This window comes from Kluyvera sichuanensis, from assembly GCF_040930405.1.
GTDB lineage: Bacteria > Pseudomonadota > Gammaproteobacteria > Enterobacterales > Enterobacteriaceae > Kluyvera > Kluyvera sichuanensis.
In genome coordinates this window covers 450,433-468,732 of the sequence record NZ_CP162271.1, presented here as the reverse complement: position 1 = coordinate 468,732, position 18,300 = coordinate 450,433, and the positions used below count along the sequence as shown (strand labels likewise).

The 18,300-nt window shown below is 59.8% G+C and carries 17 protein-coding genes and 1 pseudogene; 10 read left to right on the top strand and 8 right to left on the bottom strand.

Annotated features, from left to right (window positions below; translation table 11 throughout):
- Positions 1–6: 6 nt before the first annotated feature.
- Genes AB2B48_RS02260 through AB2B48_RS02250 form a run of 3 tightly spaced genes read left to right on the top strand, consistent with a single transcriptional unit; the run spans position 7 to position 3,552 of the window.
- Positions 7–1,647 carry a dipeptide ABC transporter ATP-binding protein gene (locus AB2B48_RS02260; protein WP_368300683.1) on the top strand — a complete coding sequence of 547 codons (1,641 nt, stop codon included), beginning with the start codon at positions 7–9 and terminating at the stop codon, positions 1,645–1,647.
- On the top strand, positions 1,625–2,560 hold the full coding sequence (locus AB2B48_RS02255) for an ABC transporter permease (protein ID WP_368300682.1): 936 nt from the start codon (positions 1,625–1,627) through the stop codon (positions 2,558–2,560). The genes AB2B48_RS02260 and AB2B48_RS02255 overlap by 23 nt, the downstream gene beginning before the upstream one ends.
- On the top strand, positions 2,557–3,552 hold the full coding sequence (locus tag AB2B48_RS02250) for an ABC transporter permease (protein WP_368300681.1): 996 nt from the start codon (positions 2,557–2,559) through the stop codon (positions 3,550–3,552). The genes AB2B48_RS02255 and AB2B48_RS02250 overlap by 4 nt, the downstream gene beginning before the upstream one ends.
- An 18-nt stretch (positions 3,553–3,570) precedes the next feature.
- On the opposite strand, the gene AB2B48_RS02245 is transcribed toward AB2B48_RS02250, so the two are convergent.
- Positions 3,571–4,182, bottom strand: a complete 612-nt coding sequence (locus tag AB2B48_RS02245) for a class I SAM-dependent DNA methyltransferase (protein WP_368300680.1) — start codon at positions 4,180–4,182, stop codon at positions 3,571–3,573.
- A gap of 158 nt (positions 4,183–4,340) precedes the next feature.
- On the opposite strand from AB2B48_RS02245, the gene AB2B48_RS02240 reads away from it, so the two are divergent.
- Complete coding sequence (locus AB2B48_RS02240; protein ID WP_368300679.1) at positions 4,341–5,156, top strand: SDR family NAD(P)-dependent oxidoreductase; 816 nt, start codon at positions 4,341–4,343, stop codon at positions 5,154–5,156.
- A 3-nt stretch (positions 5,157–5,159) separates the two neighbouring features.
- On the opposite strand, the gene AB2B48_RS02235 is transcribed toward AB2B48_RS02240, so the two are convergent.
- The 4 genes from AB2B48_RS02235 to AB2B48_RS02220 all read right to left on the bottom strand — a co-directional run bounded on the left by AB2B48_RS02235 (position 5,160) and on the right by AB2B48_RS02220 (position 9,364).
- Complete coding sequence (locus AB2B48_RS02235) at positions 5,160–6,059, bottom strand: helix-turn-helix domain-containing protein (RefSeq protein WP_368300678.1); 900 nt, start codon at positions 6,057–6,059, stop codon at positions 5,160–5,162.
- A gap of 106 nt (positions 6,060–6,165) precedes the next feature.
- Positions 6,166–6,498, bottom strand: coding sequence for an NIPSNAP family protein (locus tag AB2B48_RS02230; RefSeq protein WP_333012488.1), 333 nt, complete (start codon positions 6,496–6,498; stop codon positions 6,166–6,168).
- Positions 6,495–7,613, bottom strand: coding sequence for an NADH:flavin oxidoreductase/NADH oxidase (locus AB2B48_RS02225; protein WP_368300677.1), 1,119 nt, complete (start codon positions 7,611–7,613; stop codon positions 6,495–6,497). The genes AB2B48_RS02230 and AB2B48_RS02225 overlap by 4 nt, the downstream gene beginning before the upstream one ends.
- Before the next feature lie 14 nt (positions 7,614–7,627).
- Positions 7,628–9,364 carry an FAD-dependent oxidoreductase gene (locus AB2B48_RS02220; RefSeq protein WP_368300676.1) on the bottom strand — a complete coding sequence of 579 codons (1,737 nt, stop codon included), beginning with the start codon at positions 9,362–9,364 and terminating at the stop codon, positions 7,628–7,630.
- Positions 9,365–9,674: 310 nt separating this feature from the next.
- On the opposite strand from AB2B48_RS02220, the gene AB2B48_RS02215 reads away from it, so the two are divergent.
- Entirely contained in the window at positions 9,675–10,592 is a 918-nt protein-coding gene (locus AB2B48_RS02215; RefSeq protein WP_368300675.1) for a helix-turn-helix domain-containing protein, read from the top strand.
- Here the strand turns inward: AB2B48_RS02215 and AB2B48_RS02210 are convergent.
- Both AB2B48_RS02210 and benC read right to left on the bottom strand, forming a co-directional pair.
- On the bottom strand, positions 10,589–12,262 hold the full coding sequence (locus tag AB2B48_RS02210) for a cytochrome P450 (protein WP_368301894.1): 1,674 nt from the start codon (positions 12,260–12,262) through the stop codon (positions 10,589–10,591). The genes AB2B48_RS02215 and AB2B48_RS02210 overlap by 4 nt on opposite strands.
- A gap of 84 nt (positions 12,263–12,346) precedes the next feature.
- Positions 12,347–13,363: pseudogene (gene benC, locus AB2B48_RS02205) on the bottom strand (benzoate 1,2-dioxygenase electron transfer component BenC); the annotation flags it as partial.
- Positions 13,364–13,908: 545 nt separating this feature from the next.
- On the opposite strand from benC, the gene AB2B48_RS02200 reads away from it, so the two are divergent.
- The 5 genes from AB2B48_RS02200 to AB2B48_RS02180 all read left to right on the top strand — a co-directional run bounded on the left by AB2B48_RS02200 (position 13,909) and on the right by AB2B48_RS02180 (position 17,810).
- Positions 13,909–14,982 (top strand): FecCD family ABC transporter permease, encoded by a 1,074-nt coding sequence (locus AB2B48_RS02200; RefSeq protein ID WP_368300674.1) that lies wholly within the window; start codon positions 13,909–13,911, stop codon positions 14,980–14,982.
- Complete coding sequence (locus tag AB2B48_RS02195) at positions 14,982–15,752, top strand: ABC transporter ATP-binding protein (protein ID WP_220439830.1); 771 nt, start codon at positions 14,982–14,984, stop codon at positions 15,750–15,752. The genes AB2B48_RS02200 and AB2B48_RS02195 overlap by 1 nt, the downstream gene beginning before the upstream one ends.
- Positions 15,753–15,776: 24 nt before the next feature.
- Positions 15,777–16,904 carry an ABC transporter substrate-binding protein gene (locus AB2B48_RS02190; RefSeq protein ID WP_368300673.1) on the top strand — a complete coding sequence of 376 codons (1,128 nt, stop codon included), beginning with the start codon at positions 15,777–15,779 and terminating at the stop codon, positions 16,902–16,904.
- 479 nt (positions 16,905–17,383) lie between these two features.
- Positions 17,384–17,620, top strand: coding sequence for a hypothetical protein (locus AB2B48_RS02185; protein WP_185666515.1), 237 nt, complete (start codon positions 17,384–17,386; stop codon positions 17,618–17,620).
- A 49-nt stretch (positions 17,621–17,669) separates the two neighbouring features.
- Positions 17,670–17,810: a hypothetical protein gene (locus AB2B48_RS02180; RefSeq protein ID WP_368300672.1), complete on the top strand. Its 141-nt coding sequence runs from the start codon at positions 17,670–17,672 to the stop codon at positions 17,808–17,810.
- Positions 17,811–17,859: 49 nt separating this feature from the next.
- Here the strand turns inward: AB2B48_RS02180 and AB2B48_RS02175 are convergent, their stop codons facing one another.
- Entirely contained in the window at positions 17,860–18,240 is a 381-nt protein-coding gene (locus AB2B48_RS02175) for a hypothetical protein (RefSeq protein ID WP_368300671.1), read from the bottom strand.
- Positions 18,241–18,300: the final 60 nt, after the last annotated feature.

The following is an 18,300-nucleotide window of genomic DNA, read 5'->3' as shown; positions in this document are numbered from 1 at the left end:
GACGTGATGCCACTACTCAATGTACGCGACTTAACGATTGGCCTTGACCCGCACACCGCGCTGGTCAGGGAGGTCGGTTTTCACGTTGAGCCAGGGGAAACCCTGGCTGTGGTCGGCGAATCAGGCTCAGGGAAGAGCCTGAGCCTGCTGGCGGTGCTGGGGCTGTTACCGTCAGAGATGCGCGTGCAGGGAGAAATTGTCTTTGATGACCTGCCGCTGCACACCTTCACGGCAAACCAGAAACGCCAGCTGCGCGGGGCGCAAATCGGCTACGTATCGCAGGATCCGCTCAGCAATTTGCACCCGCTCAAAAGCGTGGGCCGGCAAGTTGAAGAGGCTATCCTCGCCCACCAGCGGATCCGCCGTCGGGCGCTGCGGGCGCGGGTCGTCGCGCTGCTCGACGAGGTGGGGATTCGCGATGCCGCTCGCCGCTACCATGACCGTCCGGCAGCGTTCTCCGGCGGACAGCGCCAGCGGGTGATGATCGCTATCGCCATTGCGCTCAACCCGAAGCTGATTATCGCCGACGAACCCACCACGGCGCTGGATGCCACCGTGCAGGCGTCAATTCTTCGCCTGCTCAAGCGCCTTCAACAGCAGCACGGCTGCGCGCTGGTCTTTATCAGTCACAACCTGCGGGTGGTGGCGGATATTGCTGACCGCATTGTGGTGATGCAGCAGGGCAGGATTGTTGAGCAAGGTACAACGTCGGCGCTGTTTAGCGCACCGGCGCATGAATACACCCGTTCGCTGCTGCAAGCGGGCTGGCATCCCCGTTCCTCTTCGCCGGTTGGCGGCGGTGAAGATAAGCCGTTGCTTGAGGTTCATCAGGCTTCGCGGCGTTTTGCCAAAGCGTCACGATGGTGGTCGCGCGCGCCCACCGCTCCGGTGCTGGATGACGTCAGCTTCACGCTGCATGAGGGAGAAATCCTCGGGCTGGTGGGCGAGTCGGGGTCCGGTAAAACCACGCTGGGACGGATTGTGGTCGGGCTCGATCGCGCCGACAGTGGGCACCTTACCTTCGCCGGTCAGCCCTGGCGGACGCCGGGCAGCCATCATCCGGCTCGCCATGCGGTGCAGATGGTATTTCAGGATCCGTACAGCAGCCTTAATCCCCGTCGGCGCATCGACGATACGCTGGCGCAGCCGCTCCAGCTGACCGCCCTGCGCGAACAGGGCCAACCGCTGTCGCCCACGGCGCTGCGAACGGCGGTGGCTGAACTGCTGGAGCAGGTTGAGCTACCGGCGTCTCTGGCCTCCCGCTATCCGTCGCAGCTTTCCGGCGGGCAGCGGCAGCGCGTGGTCATCGCCAGAGCGCTGGCCATGAGGCCCCGGCTTATCGTGGCCGACGAAGCGGTATCGGCGCTGGATATCACCACCCAGCACCGCATCATCACGCTGTTTAGCCGTCTGCGCGAGCGCTACGGTCTCTCCATTCTGTTTATCTCCCACGACCTCGACGCCGTGGCGGCGCTCTGCGACCGCGTGCTGGTGCTGCAGTCCGGGAGGATTATCGAGCAGGGCCGCACTGAACAGATATTCCAGCAGCCGCAACAGCCGTGGACGCGCCAGCTGCTGGCGGCCATTCCGGGCCGTGCCTGGCTTGAAACGGAGGAGTTACGCTATGACGCAGCCATTGCTCTTTGATTCGCCGGCGCGGTCAGCCCCTGCGCTATGGCGACGGTTGTGGCGCGAGCCCAGCGCCCGCTGGGGGCTGATTATCGTAGCACTGATGGTGCTGGCGGCGCTGGCGGCTCCGCTGGTCGCCGTCTGGCTGGGCCACGGTGAGACCGAGCAGTTTCGCGATAGCGCGCTGTCGGATATGGGGATCCCCATTGGCCCCACCGCCGCCTTTCCGCTGGGGGCGGACGATAATGGCCGCGATGTGCTGGTGCGCACCCTTTATGGCGCCCGCGTGTCGCTGTTTATCGCCGTGCCCGCCACCACGCTCGCCATGATAATTGGCCTGTTCGTCGGGCTGGTGGGCGGCTATCGCGGCGGCAGAACCGATGCGATCTGCCAGCAGTTGATAAATCTGGTGCTCTCCTTCCCATTTGTGGTGACGGCGTTAAGCCTGCTGGCGCTCAATCAGTGCGGCGAGAGCGGGCCGCGCGTCGACCCGGTGTGGGTGGTTATTTTTGTGATTACCTTCTTCTCCTGGGGCTACTTCGCGAGGCTCAGCCGTGGGCTGGTGCTGGATCTGCGCCAGCAGGAGTTTGTCTCTGCCGCCGCGCTGATGGGGGTGTCGCCGTGGCGCATTTTATGGCGCGATATTGTCCCCGGCGTGCTGCCCACGATGGGCGTCTACTGGGCGATTCAGCTACCGACCAACATTATCGCCGAAGCCACCCTCTCCTTTTTGGGTGTGGGAATCCCGGCCCCTGCCGCCAGCCTTGGCAACATGATTGCCGACGTGCAGCGTTCGGCCATGTACCAGGTACAGCCCTGGTTTTTAGCCGCTCCGGCACTGGCGCTGTTCCTGACGGTGCTGGGTTTTAACTGCCTGAGCAGCGGCCTACGTAACGTCCTCGACCCTCATCTGGAGCGCCGATCGTCATGACCTTCTTTTCACTCATTAAAGCCCTGTTGCGCACCGGCCTGACGCTACTGCTGGTGCTGATTGTGGCCTTTGTGCTGACCCGCATCGCCTACCAGGATCCGGCAGTCATGCTGGCACCGCGCAATGCGACGCCGGAGGCCATTGAAGCCATTGCCCGCGCGCTGCACCTGAACGATCCCTGGTATCAGCAGTTGCGCTACTTCCTGCTGCGCGGCCCGGATATTCAGGGTGCGCCAGTGGGGATGCTGCACTGGCCGCCCGCGCTCGGCTATTCGTTCCGCTTTCAGACGCCGGTCACGCAGCTGATTCTGGAAAAAGTGCCCGTCACGCTGTCGTTAGCGCTGGGGGCGCTGGTCATCTGGACGGCGGTTTCCCTGCTGGCGGGGGTACTGGCGGCGCGCTACCGGGAGCAGTTTATCGACCGGCTGCTGGCGCTCTTCGCTTACCTCGCGCTGTCGCTGCCGACGTTTCTCAGCGGGATGCTGATTATCTTCTTTCTGTTCTATCAGCTCTCGTTGCACAACATTGGCTGGTTTCCGGCGGGAGGATACGTGGCGTTTCACGATGACCCGTGGCAGTGGGCGCGCCATCTGATCCTGCCGTGGCTCACGCTGGCGCTGGCGGAGATCGGCATTTTTCAGCGGGTGCTACGCAGCAGCATGCTCGATGTGCTGCATCGGGACTATATCCGTACCGCGCGGGCAAAAGGCGTGCGCGAGTGGCGCGTCTATTTTGACCATGCGCTAAAACCGGCGCTTAGCCCGGTGCTGATGCTCACCGGGCTGGAGCTGGCGGCCATTATGGGCGGTGCGATTGTCACCGAGAAGATGTTTGGCCTCGACGGCGTCGGGCGACTGGCCATCGATGCGGCGCTGGACGGCGACTTCCCGGTGGTGATCGGCACCACCATTTTCGCCGCCTGCGTGTTTATCGTCTGTAATTTACTGACTGACCTTATCCACGCCACGTTCTTGCGAAGCCATTCCCACTAACGCGCAGCGGGGTGAGCCTCAGCGCTCCCCTCGCTTTGCCAGCCACACGGTATGCCCGCCGCACTCCGGGTCTTCCATTTTCATCTCCAGCACCGCAAAACCGTGTTCCGCTAGCAGCGACCGATACTCGTCGGGGGCCAGACTCGCGTGGAACAACGGTTCCCCTTCAAATTCCCCCATGGCGATGCCTTGATCGGTGCCGCTGGTGAACATCAAGGCGCTGCCTGGATGGCTATGACGGGCAAAAACGGAAAACATGCGGCGCTGGTCATCCTGGGTGAGGTGGAAAAAGCTATCCCAGGCGATCAGGCCGTCGAAGGTTTCAGCAAGATTGAGCGTCCGCATATCGTGGTGCAGCCAGCGCTGTTCGGGAAAACGCGCACGGGCGCGGGTTAGCATCGCCGGTGCGCCATCTACCCCGGTCAATGCGCAGCCCTGCTGGATAAAATAGTCGGCAATCGGCTGACCGTTGCCGCAGCCAAGATCGAGCATTTTCCCGGTCGTTCCCATCGCCGCCAGCAGCTTATCCAACCAGCGTTGTTCAAATAGCGTTCGTGAGCGTTGTTGGTAAAACGCTTCGGCGTGACGCTGATACAGGTCGAGAATAGTACGCGCGGCGGGATGGTCCATCTTGGGCCTCATGGTGGCGGAATGACGTGCTGAATTCACAGATTAGCCCATCTCATAGGCAAAAGTCCCCGTCTGGTTTTCATTCGTGCATTCCCTTTCTCCACCGCGCCTCCAACAATGGCAGAGCATCTGTACACAACGAAAACGTGGAGAAAACCATGATTGAACAGCACGCTTCCCAGGATTGGCTCGACCTCAGCGGCAAGGTTTTTGCCGTCACCGGCGCGGCAAGCGGCATCGGCGAAGCCATTGCCACCGCGCTGGCACAACAGGGCGCCAACGTCGCGCTGCTCGACAGCAACCCGCAGCGTTGCGATGCCGTGCGGCAGAAACTTGAACATCTGCCGGGAAAACGCGTGGCGGTGGCCTGCGACGTCAGCCGCGAAGAGCAGGTTAAAGAAGCCGCGCTGAGCGTGCGTTCGCTGCTCGGCCCGTGCGATGGCTTAGTCAACGCGGCGGGAATTTTGCGCCCGGCAGGGCTGGCGGAGATAACTCTTGAGCAGTGGCAAGCCCAGCTCAACGTCAACCTGACCGGCTATCTGCTGTGCGCCCGCGAATTCGCCCACGATATGCGGGCGGCAAAGCGCGGCAGCATGGTACATATTGGTTCCATTTCCGGGCGCATTCCGCAGCCGTGGAGCGGCGCGTATAGCCCTGGTAAAGCCGCCGTGGGTCTGCTGTCACAGCAGATAGCCGTGGAGTGGGGTCAGGACGGGATACGCAGTAATCTGGTGGCGCCGGGAATGATCGAAACCGCGCTGACCGCTGAGTACTACGCGCAGCCAGGCGTGCGTGAAAGCCGCGAGGCGTTTACCGCCAGCCAGCGAATCGGCAAGCCGGAAGATATCGCCAACGCGGTGCTGTTCCTGCTGAGTGACAAATCGAGCTATATCAACGGGGCAGAAATTGGCGTCGACGGCGGCCTGCCAACCATGCTAATGGGCAAACTGCCGCGTCCGGGCTTTACCCGCTAAACGCTACATTGCCTGGGCAGGCTCCGCGCATTCCTGCGTCGGCTTCTCGCGAAAATCACGCGGCGAGAGGCCGGTGCTGCGACGGAAAAAGCGGGAGAAATAGGTGGCGTCGCTAAAGCCGAGGTAGTCCGAAATCTGGCTGACCGTCATGCTGGTATAAAGCAGGCTGCGTTTAGCCTCCAGCAACAGCCGCTGGTGCAGCACGCTGAGCGCGCTGCAGCCGTGAAACTCTCGACAGAGGGTGTTGAGATGCACCCCGGACATGCCAATCTGGCGGGCGTAGTGCGCCAGCGGGAAATGTTCGCGGTAGTGGTTTTCCACCAGTTGGTTAAAACGGCGAATGGCGGTGCGCTTACGCTCCACCTTATCACTCACCTCCGCGGGCCCGCTGGTCTGGCGGTTGAGCCAGACCATCAGCGCGCTCAGCAGCGAATGCAGCATCATGTCGCGTGCGTCGTTATCGGCCTGATACTCCTGCTGTAAACTCTGAAACAGAGCATGGATGTGCGCCCCCGCATCACCGACCGGTACGCGAACGGCGCGGTTTAGCACCTGCAAGGGGCGACCAAACAGCTGTTCAAATTTCGCCACTAGCGGCGCGGCAAGCGACAGCGAATAACCCTGGGTTCCCGGTGAAAAGCGGAAACCATGGACGCAGAGCGCGGGCATGACCTGCACGCAGGCGTCGGTGAACGGCTGGCGAACGCCTTCAATCTCAATTTCGCCCTGACCCTGTTGGATATAGAGGATCTGCACCAGATCGGTATGTTGATGGGCGCGGATGCTCCAGTCGTAGAGGCTGCTGCGGCTTTGGATCGATTCGCAGTGCAGGAGGTCCGGCGTCGGCCAGTGCCAGCTTTCGCCGTAGAGTTTGAAAACCGGGATGCTGTTGGCGAGGTTCATGCTGCCTCCATTGGAGTGGGGAGAGGGTTTCCCCTCACCCTAGCCCTCTCCCCAAAGGGGCGAGGGAACCGATTGGTGCTGTTTGTCGATTTTCTCCCTCTCCCTTTCAGGGAGAGGGCCGGGGTGAGGGTAACGTCGTCGCCCGAATCAACCGCGTTTCCTGCGCCACAATAAACGGCTCAGAGGCTTTAAGATAGGCGGCAAAATCCGGATGCGTATCGCGCAGGCGGCTGCGACGCTCATACTCCGCCAGACTCTCATAACCCCACAGGTGCACAAACTGGTTCTGCGGCCCGACGAGGCTGGTGTAAAACCCCAGCGGGTTGCCCAGCGTCTCACGCAGTATCGGCATCGCCAGCCGGTCAAACACCTCAAGAAACTCGTTCATTTTGCGCAGACGGATAGTGTAGATACGGTGATCGATAATCGGCAAGGTCATGATTTAGCCTCCTGCGCTTGATGGGTCGGCCAGCCCAGCGGCCCAAAGCGGTCGTAGGGTTTCGGCCACGGTGCGGTTTCGCCAAGCGCAATAGCGGCGTGAATCGGCCAGTTCGGGTCATCCAGCATCCCGCGGCCAATTGCCACCAGATCTGCCCGCTTCTCCTGTACTATCGCCTCGGCCTGCGGCGCTTCGTAAATCAGCCCGACGGTAATCACTACCGCCTGCGGCAGCGCTTTTTTCACCGCTTCGGCGAACGGCACCATATAGCCAGGCTGGTCGGCATTTGGCGTCTGGTGATAGATGTTATAGCCGCCAGACACGTGCAGATAGTCGTAGCCCAGCGCGTGCAGTTCGCGGGCAAACTGCACCGCTTCATCAAGCGACAGCCCACCGTCAGCAAATTCACCGCCGTTAAAGCGCACGCCCAGCGGGCGGGTTTTCGGCCAGACTTCACGCAGCGCGCGCGCCACCTGTAACGGAAAGCGCATCCGGTTTTCCGGGCTACCGCCGTAGTCATCTTCACGCTGGTTGCTGAGCGGCGAGAGGAATTGGTTCAGCAGATAACCGTTGGCCGCGTGCAGTTCGATAAAATCGACCCCGGCGTTCAGCGCCCGCTGGGCGGCATCCACAAAGCCCTGAGTGATGCGCGCCATTCCGGCTTCATCTAAGACCTGCGGTACGCGCCAGCCGGGTTTATAAGGGATAGCTGAAGGGGCCACCGTCGGCCAGCCGCCCTCTTCGTCCGTCAGCGAGGCACCCAGATGACGCCACGGTGCATTGGTGCCGGCCTTGCGGCCCGCGTGGTTGAGCTGCACGCCAATCGGCGTGTTGCTGTAGGTGCGAATGTCGGCCAGCAGCTTTTGCAGCGCCTGCGCCTGTTCGCGATTCCACAACCCGAGACAATGTGGGGTAATGCGCCCGTCCGCCGTGACGCCGTTCGCCTCGCAGATCACCATACCCGCGCCGGAAATCGCCAGGCCGCCAATATGCTGGGCGTGCCACGGGGTCGCCACACCGTCCGCCTGTGCGGAGTATTGCGACATCGGCGGGACAACGATACGGTTCGCCAGCGTCAGCGGGCCGACCTGTAGGGGACTAAAAAGTGTAGACATCGTGTTCTCCTGATTTATGAGGCTTCGCGCTCGGGTAACCGCGCCGTGTCGCCGCGTGCCGCCATGCTGCGGGCGGCGATATAGCCGAAGGTGGCCGCCGGGCCGATGGTGATCCCCGCGCCCGGATAGCTGCCGCCCATCATGCTCGCCATCTCGTTACCGGCGGCGTAAAGGCCCGGAATCGGCAACCCCTGGTTATCCAGCACTCGCGCTTCGCCGTCGGTTTTCAGGCCATGGAAGGTGCCGAGGTCGCCCATATAGAGCTTCACGGCGTAGAACGGCCCCTGCTCTATCGGTGCAACGCATGGGTTCGGCTGATGGTTGGCGTCGCCGAGGTAGCGGTTATAGGCCGACTCGCCGCGCCCAAACTGCAGGTCTTTGCCCTGACGCGCGTCGGCGTTGTAGTCGCGCACGGTGTTTGCCAACGCGTCAGCGGGAATGCCCATTTTCTGCGCCAGCTCGCTGAGGGTTTTCCCTTCCAGCAGATAGCCGCTTTTCAGGTAGACCGAGACGGGGATCGGTGCCGGTTTAGCAAATCCCATACCGTACTTACGCAGCGCCCGGCGGTCGCAGATTTGCCAGGCGAAGGTGTCGCTATCGTCACGGCAGGTTTCAATCATCGCGATACCAACGTCGTGGTAGGAGTCAGCCTCGTTGCAAAAGCGCACGCCGTGGCGGTTGATCATGATAAAACCAGGCTTGTAGCGGTCGACCAGATGCGGGAAGACGTACGACTGACGACCAATCTGCACCGTTGAGGCCGGGATCCACGCCGCACCGTTGGCGTAGCTGTCGTCAAAGCGGGCGCCGATACGCTCGGCCATGGCAATCCCGTCGCCGGTATCCACGCCGGGCGGCGTCGGCGAAAGCTGAATTCCGCCGCGACGCACGTGCGGGTAGAGTTTTTTCAGCCGCTGCTCGTCGCGGGCAAAGCCGCCGGAGGCCAGCACCACGCCGCGTCGGGCGTACAGGTTGACCCGCTCACCGTTCAGCTCAACCACCACACCGCGCACAACGCCGTTTTCAACAATCAAATCCTTCGCCGCCACGCCGGTGTGAATCGGTATGCCGAGATCCAACGCCGAACAGGCCAGACGGGCCACCACCGCATTGCCACCGTTGGCGGTGATCCCCCGCCCGTAGCGCGCCACTTCCAGCAGGTGGCGACTCAGGCGTTTGACCACGTAGGCGAACGATTTCAGCGAGCGGGTGGCGTTGAAGAAGTGCTTCAGGTCGTTATTCGAGGAGCTAAACATCATCCCCATAAACGTGATGGTGCGCAGCGGTTTGCGCAGGCGCGGCATGGACTTGCCCAGTTCGCGAATATCAAATGCCTCCGGTACCACTGAACGCCCGCGCATCACGCCGCCGGGGGCATCGGGATGGTAGTCCGGGTACTGGTAAAGGTTGCAGCGAAAGCGAGTGTGCTCTTCAAAATAGCGCAGCATCTCTGGGCCGTTTTTGAGAAAGGCATCGACCACCTCCGGGCGGAAGCTGTCCCCTGCTTCGCCCTGCAGGTAGGTTCGCGCGGCGGCCTGGCTATCTTCAATGCCCTGCTGGCGTGCCAGATGGTTGTCGGGGATCCACAGCACACCGCCGGAAAACGCGGTGGTGCCGCCGAAGACTGTCTCTTTTTCGATAACCTGGACGTCCAGCCCATTCAGGCCCGCGGTGACCGCGGCCGACAGCCCGCCGACGCCGCTGCCTATCACCAGCACATCGCACTCGCGGACGGGGAGTTCTACAGCCATAGGGTACCTCGCAGATGAATGATTTTTATTATTTTGCTGATGTTATAAAAACGTTACATATGCATTTTTCACAGCCCACCGGGGAAAAAGAAGGGCACTTTCACACCAAAACCTGCACTTTTCGACAATTGCGAAGAAGTGTGTTCTGGCGCAAATTTTTGCCCTCGCCGCTATAGAGAAGCGGCGTTTTTCCGCCCTATCCACGTCACAAGATGAAGATTCAGCACTTGCGCGATGGCGCGTTTTATCACCGAATTAACATTATTCGCCATCAAGGCTCCCTTCATCTCAACAGGACAAAACCGGCATCATGCCTGCTCACGCTAACGCCCGCCGAACGCTACCCAACTACGCCCTTTACGGCGCGCAGGACGATCCCACCGCCGTGGATAGCGTGCATCACGAGCGCATTCCGTCACGGGCCAGCCGCTTTGGGTTTGAGATTGAACCGCACTTTCACGACGCATTAATCCAGACGCTGTACATCACCCACGGCGGCGGCGAGACGTCGATAGACGGTCAGACCTGGCTACTGGAAGCGCCGTGTCTGGTGGTGATTCCGGCACGTTCCGTTCACGGCTTTCATTTTCGCGATGACATTGACGGCCATGTAATAACCACTGCCCAGTCGGCCATTGAGTCGATCGCCATGACCGCCGCCCCTGAGCTGTTGGCCTTCGTACGCACGCCTGCGGTGCTGGCCGTTGACCCGGCGAGCCCCCGTGGCGCACCGCTGGAAGCGTTGTTCGATGCCATCGGTCGTGAGGCAGAGCACCCGGAACGCTGGCAGTACACCGCCGGGCTGGCGCTGACCATCGCCTTGTTCGTGCAGATTGCCCGCCTGAGCGAAAAAGCGCGTCTGGCGGGTAACCCCTCTCGCGCCGCGCTGGTTGCCCGCATTGAGCGCTTTCGCCTGCTGCTCGACGATCGCTGCCGTACCCGCCAGCCGGTGGCCAGCTACGCCAGCGCCATGGGCATTTCCGCCGGCCAGCTCACCCGTATTTGCCGGGAAGCGTTCGGCATCTCCGCCATTGAGGCCATCGACCGCCGCGCCGTGCATGAAGCCCGGCGGCTGCTGGTCTACTCCAGCTTCAGCGTCAAGCAGATAGCCCGCGAGCTGGGCTTTCGCGACGAGGCCTACTTTGGCCGCTTTTTCCGCAAGCAAACCGGGCTGCGGCCCACCGAATACCGTATTCAGGAGCAGGGCCGCCTGTCGCACGCCGTTTAATCTTCGTGCGCGCGCATCTGTACAAACAGGTGTTCCGGCCCTGAGTTGGTGAGGTTGTTGCCGCGGACATACTGAATGGGGCGCGCCGGGTCGAGACTCATCTCCCCCACTTTGCGCGCCACCAGTTTCGCGGCAATCAGCGTTTCGAGCTTGGCCAGCGGCTGGCCGAGGCACTTGTGAATGCCGTTGCCAAAGCCAAGATGCCCGCTGCTGTCGCGGTCGATATTGAAGCTCTCACCGTCGATAAACTTGCGGCTATCGCGGTTGGCCGCCGACAGCAGCAGGCGTATCACCGCGCCTTTCGGGATGGTCACGCCCGCTACGGTGGTGGCCTCGGTGGTGATGCGGCTGACCCGCTGGACGGTGCCGCGATAGCGCGCCACTTCTTCCACAAAGCGGTCGGCGTCATCGGGGTTTTCGCGAAGGCGCGCCACCAACTGCGGTTGCTCGGCAAACATGCGGAAGGCGTTCGCCACCAGGATGGTGGTGGTGTCATGCCCGGCAATAAACACGAAAGCGCACAGCTCTTTTGCCTCTTTTTCGCTCAACAGCCCCGCTTTCCACATGCGGGCAATATGGCCGCCAATCGACTGGCTGTTGCTGAGATAGAGCCGCTCCATCGCCTCTTTCAGATAGGCAAAGAAGGCCATCGCGCTCTGCTCGTCGGTGCCGGTACCGGGGGCGTTACGTGCCAGGCGGCCAAAGTAGCTGAAGGTTTCGTCCGACCAGAACTTCATTTTCTCTTCGTCTTCGTTCGGCACGTCGATCATCGCCGAAATGGTGGCAATACTCAGTGGAATGGCAAAATCTTCCACCACATCGCCACCCCCGTTGGCCAGCATCTGGTCGATGAGCACTTCGGCGCGGCGTTCGATTTCAGGGATAAACGGTTCAAGCGACAGCGGCATAAACGATGGCTGCGCCACTTTGCGCAGGCGGGTATGCCCCGGCGCATCGAACAGCGTGAGGAAGGTCAGCGGCGGCGGGCTTACCACTTCTGAAGAGAACAGCTTCGGGTTGCGGATCGCCTGGTAAACATCGTCATAGCGCGACAGGAACCAGACGTCGGTGGTGGCCGACTGACAGCGCAGCACCGGCGCGTGTTCGCGCATCCAGCGATAGTGCTCATACGGGTCGCCCTGCGAACCGTCATCCACCACTTTGAACGGCGCAAGCCCTTCTGGCCACGCCAGTTCGTGGGAGTAAGGCGGCAGCGAGGGCTGAAGATCATGGAACGGGCAGCGCGGCGCTTCTGGCTCCGGCGCGGGCGGCGCAACGGGGAGGCCAATGGCGGCAGGGGCCGTTTTCAGCGCCAGCGCCCGGCTCATGGTGGTACGCGAATGCTGCGCGTGCTGGGCCAGCACGTCGCGGGCGGCGTTAATATCGCCATATTCGAAGGCCGAGACCAGATCCCGGTGCTGCTGCACGATATCGCCGACGATCTCCACGCTGGCAGTCAGCGCGCGGTCGATATAGTCACGCACCGTCAGCTGGGCGTAGAGCGCAATCAGCTGCGCGTTGCGGGTGGCCTCAATCAGGAACTGATGGAAGGCGTGGTTAGCTTCCACGTAGCCCGGCACATCAAGGAAGCGCCGCCCGGAGACGAATGCCGCCGTGGCCTCGGCCAGACGACGGAAGGTGGTCAGCTGCTCTCCGCTGAGCCGTCCCATGGTTAACTGCACCGCGCCAAGCTCCAGCGCCAGACGCAGGTCAAAGGCATCGTCCACATCTGCCGCGGCAATCGGTGCCTCCACGCTCGGTGCCGTCTGTCCTGCGCCCGCAAATTTCTCGTAGTAGAAATTACGCGGCGTCAGCCCTTCGGCGTCCAGATAGCGACGCACGGCATCCACCATTGGCGGTGGGCCGCAGAGGTAAACGTCGGCATCACCGCCGTTCAGCATGCCCGCATCGATATGCTGGGTGACGTAGCCTTTGTACGGCGCGTCGCTTTCCGGGTCGGCGACGGTACAGCGGTAGCTGAAGTTTGGCAGCTGTCGGGCGTAATCGTCGAGGGTCTCAATCGCCACCCGGTCTTCATCGCGGGTGATGCCAAAAATCAGGTGCACCGGCTGGTGCGTGGCGTTGTCATCCACCAGCGCGGCCAGCATCGACAGGAACGGTGCCAACCCGGTGCCGCCTGCCAGGAACAGAACCGGACGCTCCACCGGGCGCAGGTAGAAGCTGCCCATCGGCCCGCGAAACGACATCGCATCGCCCACGCGAGCACGCTCACTCAGCCAGGTCGACATCAGCCCCTGCGGCACGTTACGTACCACGAACGAGACCTCGGTTTCTCGCGGCCCGGAGCTGAATGAGTATGAGCGCGTCTGGTCGCTGCCCGGTACCTGCACGCTGACGTACTGGCCAGGCAGGAAGCTCAACGTTTGGCGGTCGTCGAGCGCAATGGAGAAGGTTAACGTTGTCGGTGACAGCGCGCGGCTGGCGGTGATATGCCCTTGATACGTAGCCACACAGGCGGCGTCTGAAGCGGCGGCAATCTCTACCACGCAGTCGCTGGACGGGCGCATCTGGCAGGTCAACACCCTGCCCGCGCGGGCCTCTTCGGTGGAGAGTGCGTCGTCCACGTAATCGCCGTGCTGATAATCACCGGAGGCGCAGGTGGCCTTACAGGTGCCGCAGACGCCGTCGCGGCAGTCGAGCGGAATGCTGATTCTGGCGCGCAGCGCGGCATCGGCAACGGTCTCACCGTTGCGGCACTCCAGGGTCTGCATCGCGCCGTCTTCAAAACGAAGGGTAATCTGATGGGTCATCTCTCTCATCCTCCAGGCTGTTGCGGTCGGAAAATCCGATGCCTCATCAAATGCTGGATGGCGTTCAGGCACAACGGACAGAGGTGACATTAAGCAGGACAAAACCGGCATAGTGCTGGGTTAGCGGGGGCGGTCACATTTATTGGGCGGGAGATTGGGCTTGTAAATTACGTGGTTATTGCGCTGCTTTTCCCCTCACCCTAGCCCTCTCCCCAGAGGGGCGAGGGGACCGATTAGCGTTGTTATGTGGGAGGGGGATTCCCCTCACCCTAACCCTCTTCCCGGAGGGGCGAGGGGATCGATTGGCGTGGTGGGAGAGCCGGGCACTGATTTTCTCCCTCTCCCTTTTAGGGAGAGGGCCGGGGTGAGGGTATTAGTTAAACAAACAATCAATGGAACGCTAATTATTTTCATATTGAATTGATAAGCATTATCAATTCAATATATTGTCGCCAGCTCTCTCCAGGATATTGGATATCCTGCATTTTTCGCCTCGGGACAGGCGGGAGGTTCACTGAATTTACCCTGTTCCATAAGGTTATCCGATGAATTCCAGCCTTGCCTCCCGCGCCGACTCCCCCGCGCTGGCGATTGCCGCCCGCTATCGTCGGGTGGTTATGCAGCGTTACCTGCTTGCCGGTGTCGTGCTGCTCTGTATCCTCTGCTCCCTGCTGCTTGATTTTACCCTCGGCCCCTCGGGCATCTCCGTATCGACGCTGTGGCAGACGCTGTTCCACGCCGATGCCGCCGATGCAGGCACCCGCGTGATTGTCTGGGAGCTGCGTTTACCGTTCGCGCTGATGGCGATTCTGGTCGGCATGGGCTTAGGGCTTGCCGGGGCAGAGATGCAGACCATCCTCAACAATCCGCTGGCCAGCCCGTTTACCCTCGGCGTCTCCTCCGCCGCCTCGTTCGGCGCGGCACTGGCGATAATTCTGGGGCTCGGCATTCCGGGCATTCCCGACCAGTGGTTTATCTCGGTGAACGCCTTTGTCTTTGCGCTGATGGCCTGCTTTATTCTCGACGGTATCAGTCGCTGGACGCGGGTTGCCACCTCTGGCGTGGTGTTGTTTGGTATCGCGCTGGTCTTCACCTTTAACGCGCTGATCTCCATTTTGCAGTTCGTCGCCAGCGAAGACACCTTGCAGGGTCTGGTGTTCTGGACGATGGGCAGCCTGGCGCGCGCCTCGTGGGACAAGCTGGCGATTCTGGCGGTGGCGCTGCTGATTATCACCCCGCTGTCATTGAAAAATGCCTGGAAGCTGACCGCGCTGCGCCTTGGCGAAGACCGCGCCGTCAGCTTTGGCATTAACGTGCGTAAACTGCGTCTGGCAACGCTGCTGCGCATCAGCATTATCTCGGCGCTGACCGTGGCCTTCGTCGGCCCCATCGGCTTTATCGGCCTGGTCGCGCCGCACATTTCCCGCATGATATTTGGCGAAGATCACCGCTTCTACCTGCCCGGCAGCATGCTGATTGGCGCGCTGGTGCTGTCGCTGGCGTCGGTGGTGTCTAAAAATATCGTCACCGGGGTCATTATTCCGGTGGGCATCGTGACCTCGCTGGTCGGCGTGCCTTTCTTCCTGAGCATTATTATTCGCCACCGAGGAACGCTGTAATGGATGGCCTCTCTATTCGCGACCTCCATACCGGGTATGGCAAAAAGAAAATCATCGATGGCCTGACCACACCGCTGCTGCCGCGCGGCAAGATTACCGCCCTGCTCGGCCCCAACGGTTCCGGTAAATCGACGCTGCTGCGGGCGCTGGCGGATCTCAACCCGGCGCAGGGCGTGCTGTCGCTGAATGGCGAAGATCTGATGACGCTGATGCCCGCCAAACGCGCCCAGAAGGTGGTTTATCTGCCTCAGTCGCTGCCCGCCGGGGTGCATCTGCACGCGCTGGAGTCGGTTATCGTGGCGCGCCGCGCCAGCGGCTACCACGAAGGCAACGCCGAGCAGGAAGCCTACGCCATTCTGGAAAAACTCGGCGTCGCCCATCTGGCGATGCACTACCTCGACCAGCTCTCCGGCGGCCAGAAACAGCTGATTGGCCTGGCGCAGTCCCTGATCCGCCAGCCGGATCTGCTGCTGCTTGATGAACCGCTGAGCGCCCTCGACCTCAACTTCCAGTTTCACGTGATGGATATCGTCGCCAGAGAGACACGGCTGCGCAATATCGTCACGGTGGTGGTGATCCACGATATCAACATTGCCCTGCGTCACGCCGAATATGCCGTGATGCTGAAAAACGGTGCGCTGGTAGCAAGCGGCGTACCGGATGAGGTGGTGATTCCACAAAATCTGGCGACCGTTTACGGCGTGCGTGGCCGGGTCGAACATTGTTCACAAGGGCTGCCGCACGTGGTGGTCGATGGATTAACGACATAACAATAATCGTAAGACGGGGAAATCATGACGATGAAGAAGGCACTATTAGGCGCAGCGCTGCTGCTTTCACCGCTGCTGGCGATGGCGGGTAACTGGCCGGTAACGGTCAAGGATATGGACAACCGGACGGTCACGGTAACGCAGGAGCCGCAGCGCATTATTCTGCAGGACGGCCGCGATATTCTGACGCTGGCGGTGCTGGAGCGCGACAATCCGTTCGCCAAAGTGGTGGCGTGGAACAACCTGCCGAAAAAACAGGATACCGAAACCTGGAACGTGCTAAAGCGTAAATGGCCCGAGGCGGATAAAATCCTCGATATGAAATTCTCCGACCAGGGCAACGTTGACCTGGAGACGGTAATCTCTCGCCACCCGGATCTGATGATTGCCCAGCTGCGCGCTAAGCCATCGCTGGTGCAAAGCGGTGTGCTGGCGAAGCTCGAGGCGCTCCACGTGCCGGTCGTTTTCGTTGACTACGAACTGCATCCGGTTGAGAACACCATGCCAAGCATCGCAATGCTCGGCAAAGTACTCGGTCAGAGCGACCGCGCACAGGCCTATATCCACTTCTATCAGCAGCGCCTGGACACCATTCATCAGCGTCTGGCTAAGGTTGAGAAGAAGCCATTAGTGTTTATCGAGCCGATTGCCGGGGTTGCCGGGCTGGATAACGGCTGCTGCTTCACCCATGCGCGCAACGGCTGGGGGGGTCTGGTCGAAGCCGCAGGCGGCGTGAACATTGGTTCGCAGCTGCTGCCGGGCGCCACCGGCAATATCTCGGTGGAGAAAATCATCTCCATGAATCCGGATTACTACCTGATGACCGGCTCTAAACGCCCGGGCAAAGGCACGGCGATTATTCCGTTCGGCTACAACGTGCCGGAAAGCGATGTGGTCAGCGCCTTTAACGCGCTGCTGGCGCGTCAGGGTGTGAGCAGCATTCCGGCGGTTGTCGCAGGGCATACCGGGGCGCTGTATCACCACTTCTATAACAACCCGTACAACATTATCGCCATCGAGACGCTGAGTAAGATTTTCTATCCAACGCAGTTTAAAGATGTCGATCCCCTGGCAGACTATCATCAGCTGATTACCCAATTCACCCATATTCCGGATGATAAGGTGATTCTGAGCTATACGCCTGGGAAGTAAAAAAACGTGTGGCGTCAGTGGAATTTTTCACTGGCGCCTTTTTTATTCTATTTTACCGATCAACGATCGCTATTCTGAAATCGCTATTAACGTTGGTTATATTCAGCTAAAATAATAATAAAGGCAGTGACTATCATTCGATAAACAGTAGTACTAAACCCTATACCAAATAGGTAACAAAATTAAAATGCCGTTAAAAATAAAACACTAGCCCTCCTCACTTTATCTTTATATATCATAGTGATTTGCGGGTTTTAATATTTTCAAAACAAACGCAAATTCACAAAATATCGTGTAAATTGATATATATCAGTTTCAAATTAATTCCCTGTAGAAACCATCAATCTTGATTTTAGTCAACGCCCGGTCAGGTTATAAAATGCATTTTATAGCACTCTTATATTGACTGGGTGAATGATTAATTGGTTTTAAGACTTGAACAGATGTTTAGCAGGCCATCAAGCCTGTGGGGTTGGTTGATGTGTAATGCCCTGAACGGCATTGCGATCGTTATCTGCTTTGCCTCCATTAGCGCCGTTATCGGCATCAGAGAAGGTGTCTGGCATATTGTCATCACCGTCGCCATTATTATTTCAGCATTTTATAGCGCTAACTATTTCGCCGCCCTGGAATCACGTAATGATTCCCGCCGTTATTATTTACTGGTGTGGGTGATTATCACTATCGCAACTAACTTTATTCGCGTCTGGGGTTAATCCCTACGCGGCATAAAATACGCAACGCACAACAATAAGGATTCACGCCTTGACACTGGCAATGATTTTTATCCTCATCAATAACCATAAAGGGCTGTCGGCGCTGCTGCTGCTGATTATTCTGGCGCTGTTCTGGATACTTGGCCCACGGGTAAAAAAGCTGCTGGACGGCATTAAAGACCCGTCCTGATAGCTTGATGGGTTACCGATGCGCCCGCATCGGTAACCCATCACGATAATTAGCCCATCTCACTGCACTGGCAGCCAATCTTAACGCTCGCAAATTTATATGCCGCCACGAGATAAAATAGCGCAATCGCAAAACCGACAATCGGATAGAACAGCAGGCTAAATAGCGCCACCACCAGAATATGCCCCACGCCCGCCATCAAAAAACCACGACGCTTTAAGCGCAGCCGGCCATAAGAAAAGACAAACGCCAGATAGGCGATGATAAACAGCACAATCACCAGCTTGAACGATAAAAACTGCACCGAGAAATTCATCCCAGCGACGCCCAGATGCGGCAGCGCAAGAAGCACAAACAGGGTGATAAAAAGCAGCGAGGCGAGCTTGACCCACGCCATTACGCCCTTCCAGAAAGAGATACGCGTCATCATGAAATCCTTAATTCGAAGATAAACGGCGTTGAGGCATGTCGAATAACCTCAACGCCGGGA

Excerpts from the sequence above, each read along its gene's own strand:
- AB2B48_RS02260 (WP_368300683.1), top strand. The coding sequence starts at position 7 with ATGCCACTACTCAATGTACGCGACTTAACGATTGGCCTTGACCCGCAC.
- AB2B48_RS02255 (WP_368300682.1), top strand. The coding sequence starts at position 1,625 with ATGACGCAGCCATTGCTCTTTGATTCGCCGGCGCGGTCAGCCCCTGCG.
- AB2B48_RS02250 (WP_368300681.1), top strand. The coding sequence starts at position 2,557 with ATGACCTTCTTTTCACTCATTAAAGCCCTGTTGCGCACCGGCCTGACG.
- AB2B48_RS02245 (WP_368300680.1), bottom strand. The coding sequence starts at position 4,182 with ATGGACCATCCCGCCGCGCGTACTATTCTCGACCTGTATCAGCGTCAC.
- AB2B48_RS02240 (WP_368300679.1), top strand. The coding sequence starts at position 4,341 with ATGATTGAACAGCACGCTTCCCAGGATTGGCTCGACCTCAGCGGCAAG.
- AB2B48_RS02235 (WP_368300678.1), bottom strand. The coding sequence starts at position 6,059 with ATGAACCTCGCCAACAGCATCCCGGTTTTCAAACTCTACGGCGAAAGC.
- AB2B48_RS02230 (WP_333012488.1), bottom strand. The coding sequence starts at position 6,498 with ATGACCTTGCCGATTATCGATCACCGTATCTACACTATCCGTCTGCGC.
- AB2B48_RS02225 (WP_368300677.1), bottom strand. The coding sequence starts at position 7,613 with ATGTCTACACTTTTTAGTCCCCTACAGGTCGGCCCGCTGACGCTGGCG.
- AB2B48_RS02220 (WP_368300676.1), bottom strand. The coding sequence starts at position 9,364 with ATGGCTGTAGAACTCCCCGTCCGCGAGTGCGATGTGCTGGTGATAGGC.
- AB2B48_RS02215 (WP_368300675.1), top strand. The coding sequence starts at position 9,675 with ATGCCTGCTCACGCTAACGCCCGCCGAACGCTACCCAACTACGCCCTT.
- AB2B48_RS02210 (WP_368301894.1), bottom strand. The coding sequence starts at position 12,262 with ATGGGACGGCTCAGCGGAGAGCAGCTGACCACCTTCCGTCGTCTGGCC.
- AB2B48_RS02200 (WP_368300674.1), top strand. The coding sequence starts at position 13,909 with ATGAATTCCAGCCTTGCCTCCCGCGCCGACTCCCCCGCGCTGGCGATT.
- AB2B48_RS02195 (WP_220439830.1), top strand. The coding sequence starts at position 14,982 with ATGGATGGCCTCTCTATTCGCGACCTCCATACCGGGTATGGCAAAAAG.
- AB2B48_RS02190 (WP_368300673.1), top strand. The coding sequence starts at position 15,777 with ATGACGATGAAGAAGGCACTATTAGGCGCAGCGCTGCTGCTTTCACCG.
- AB2B48_RS02185 (WP_185666515.1), top strand. The coding sequence starts at position 17,384 with ATGTGTAATGCCCTGAACGGCATTGCGATCGTTATCTGCTTTGCCTCC.
- AB2B48_RS02175 (WP_368300671.1), bottom strand. The coding sequence starts at position 18,240 with ATGATGACGCGTATCTCTTTCTGGAAGGGCGTAATGGCGTGGGTCAAG.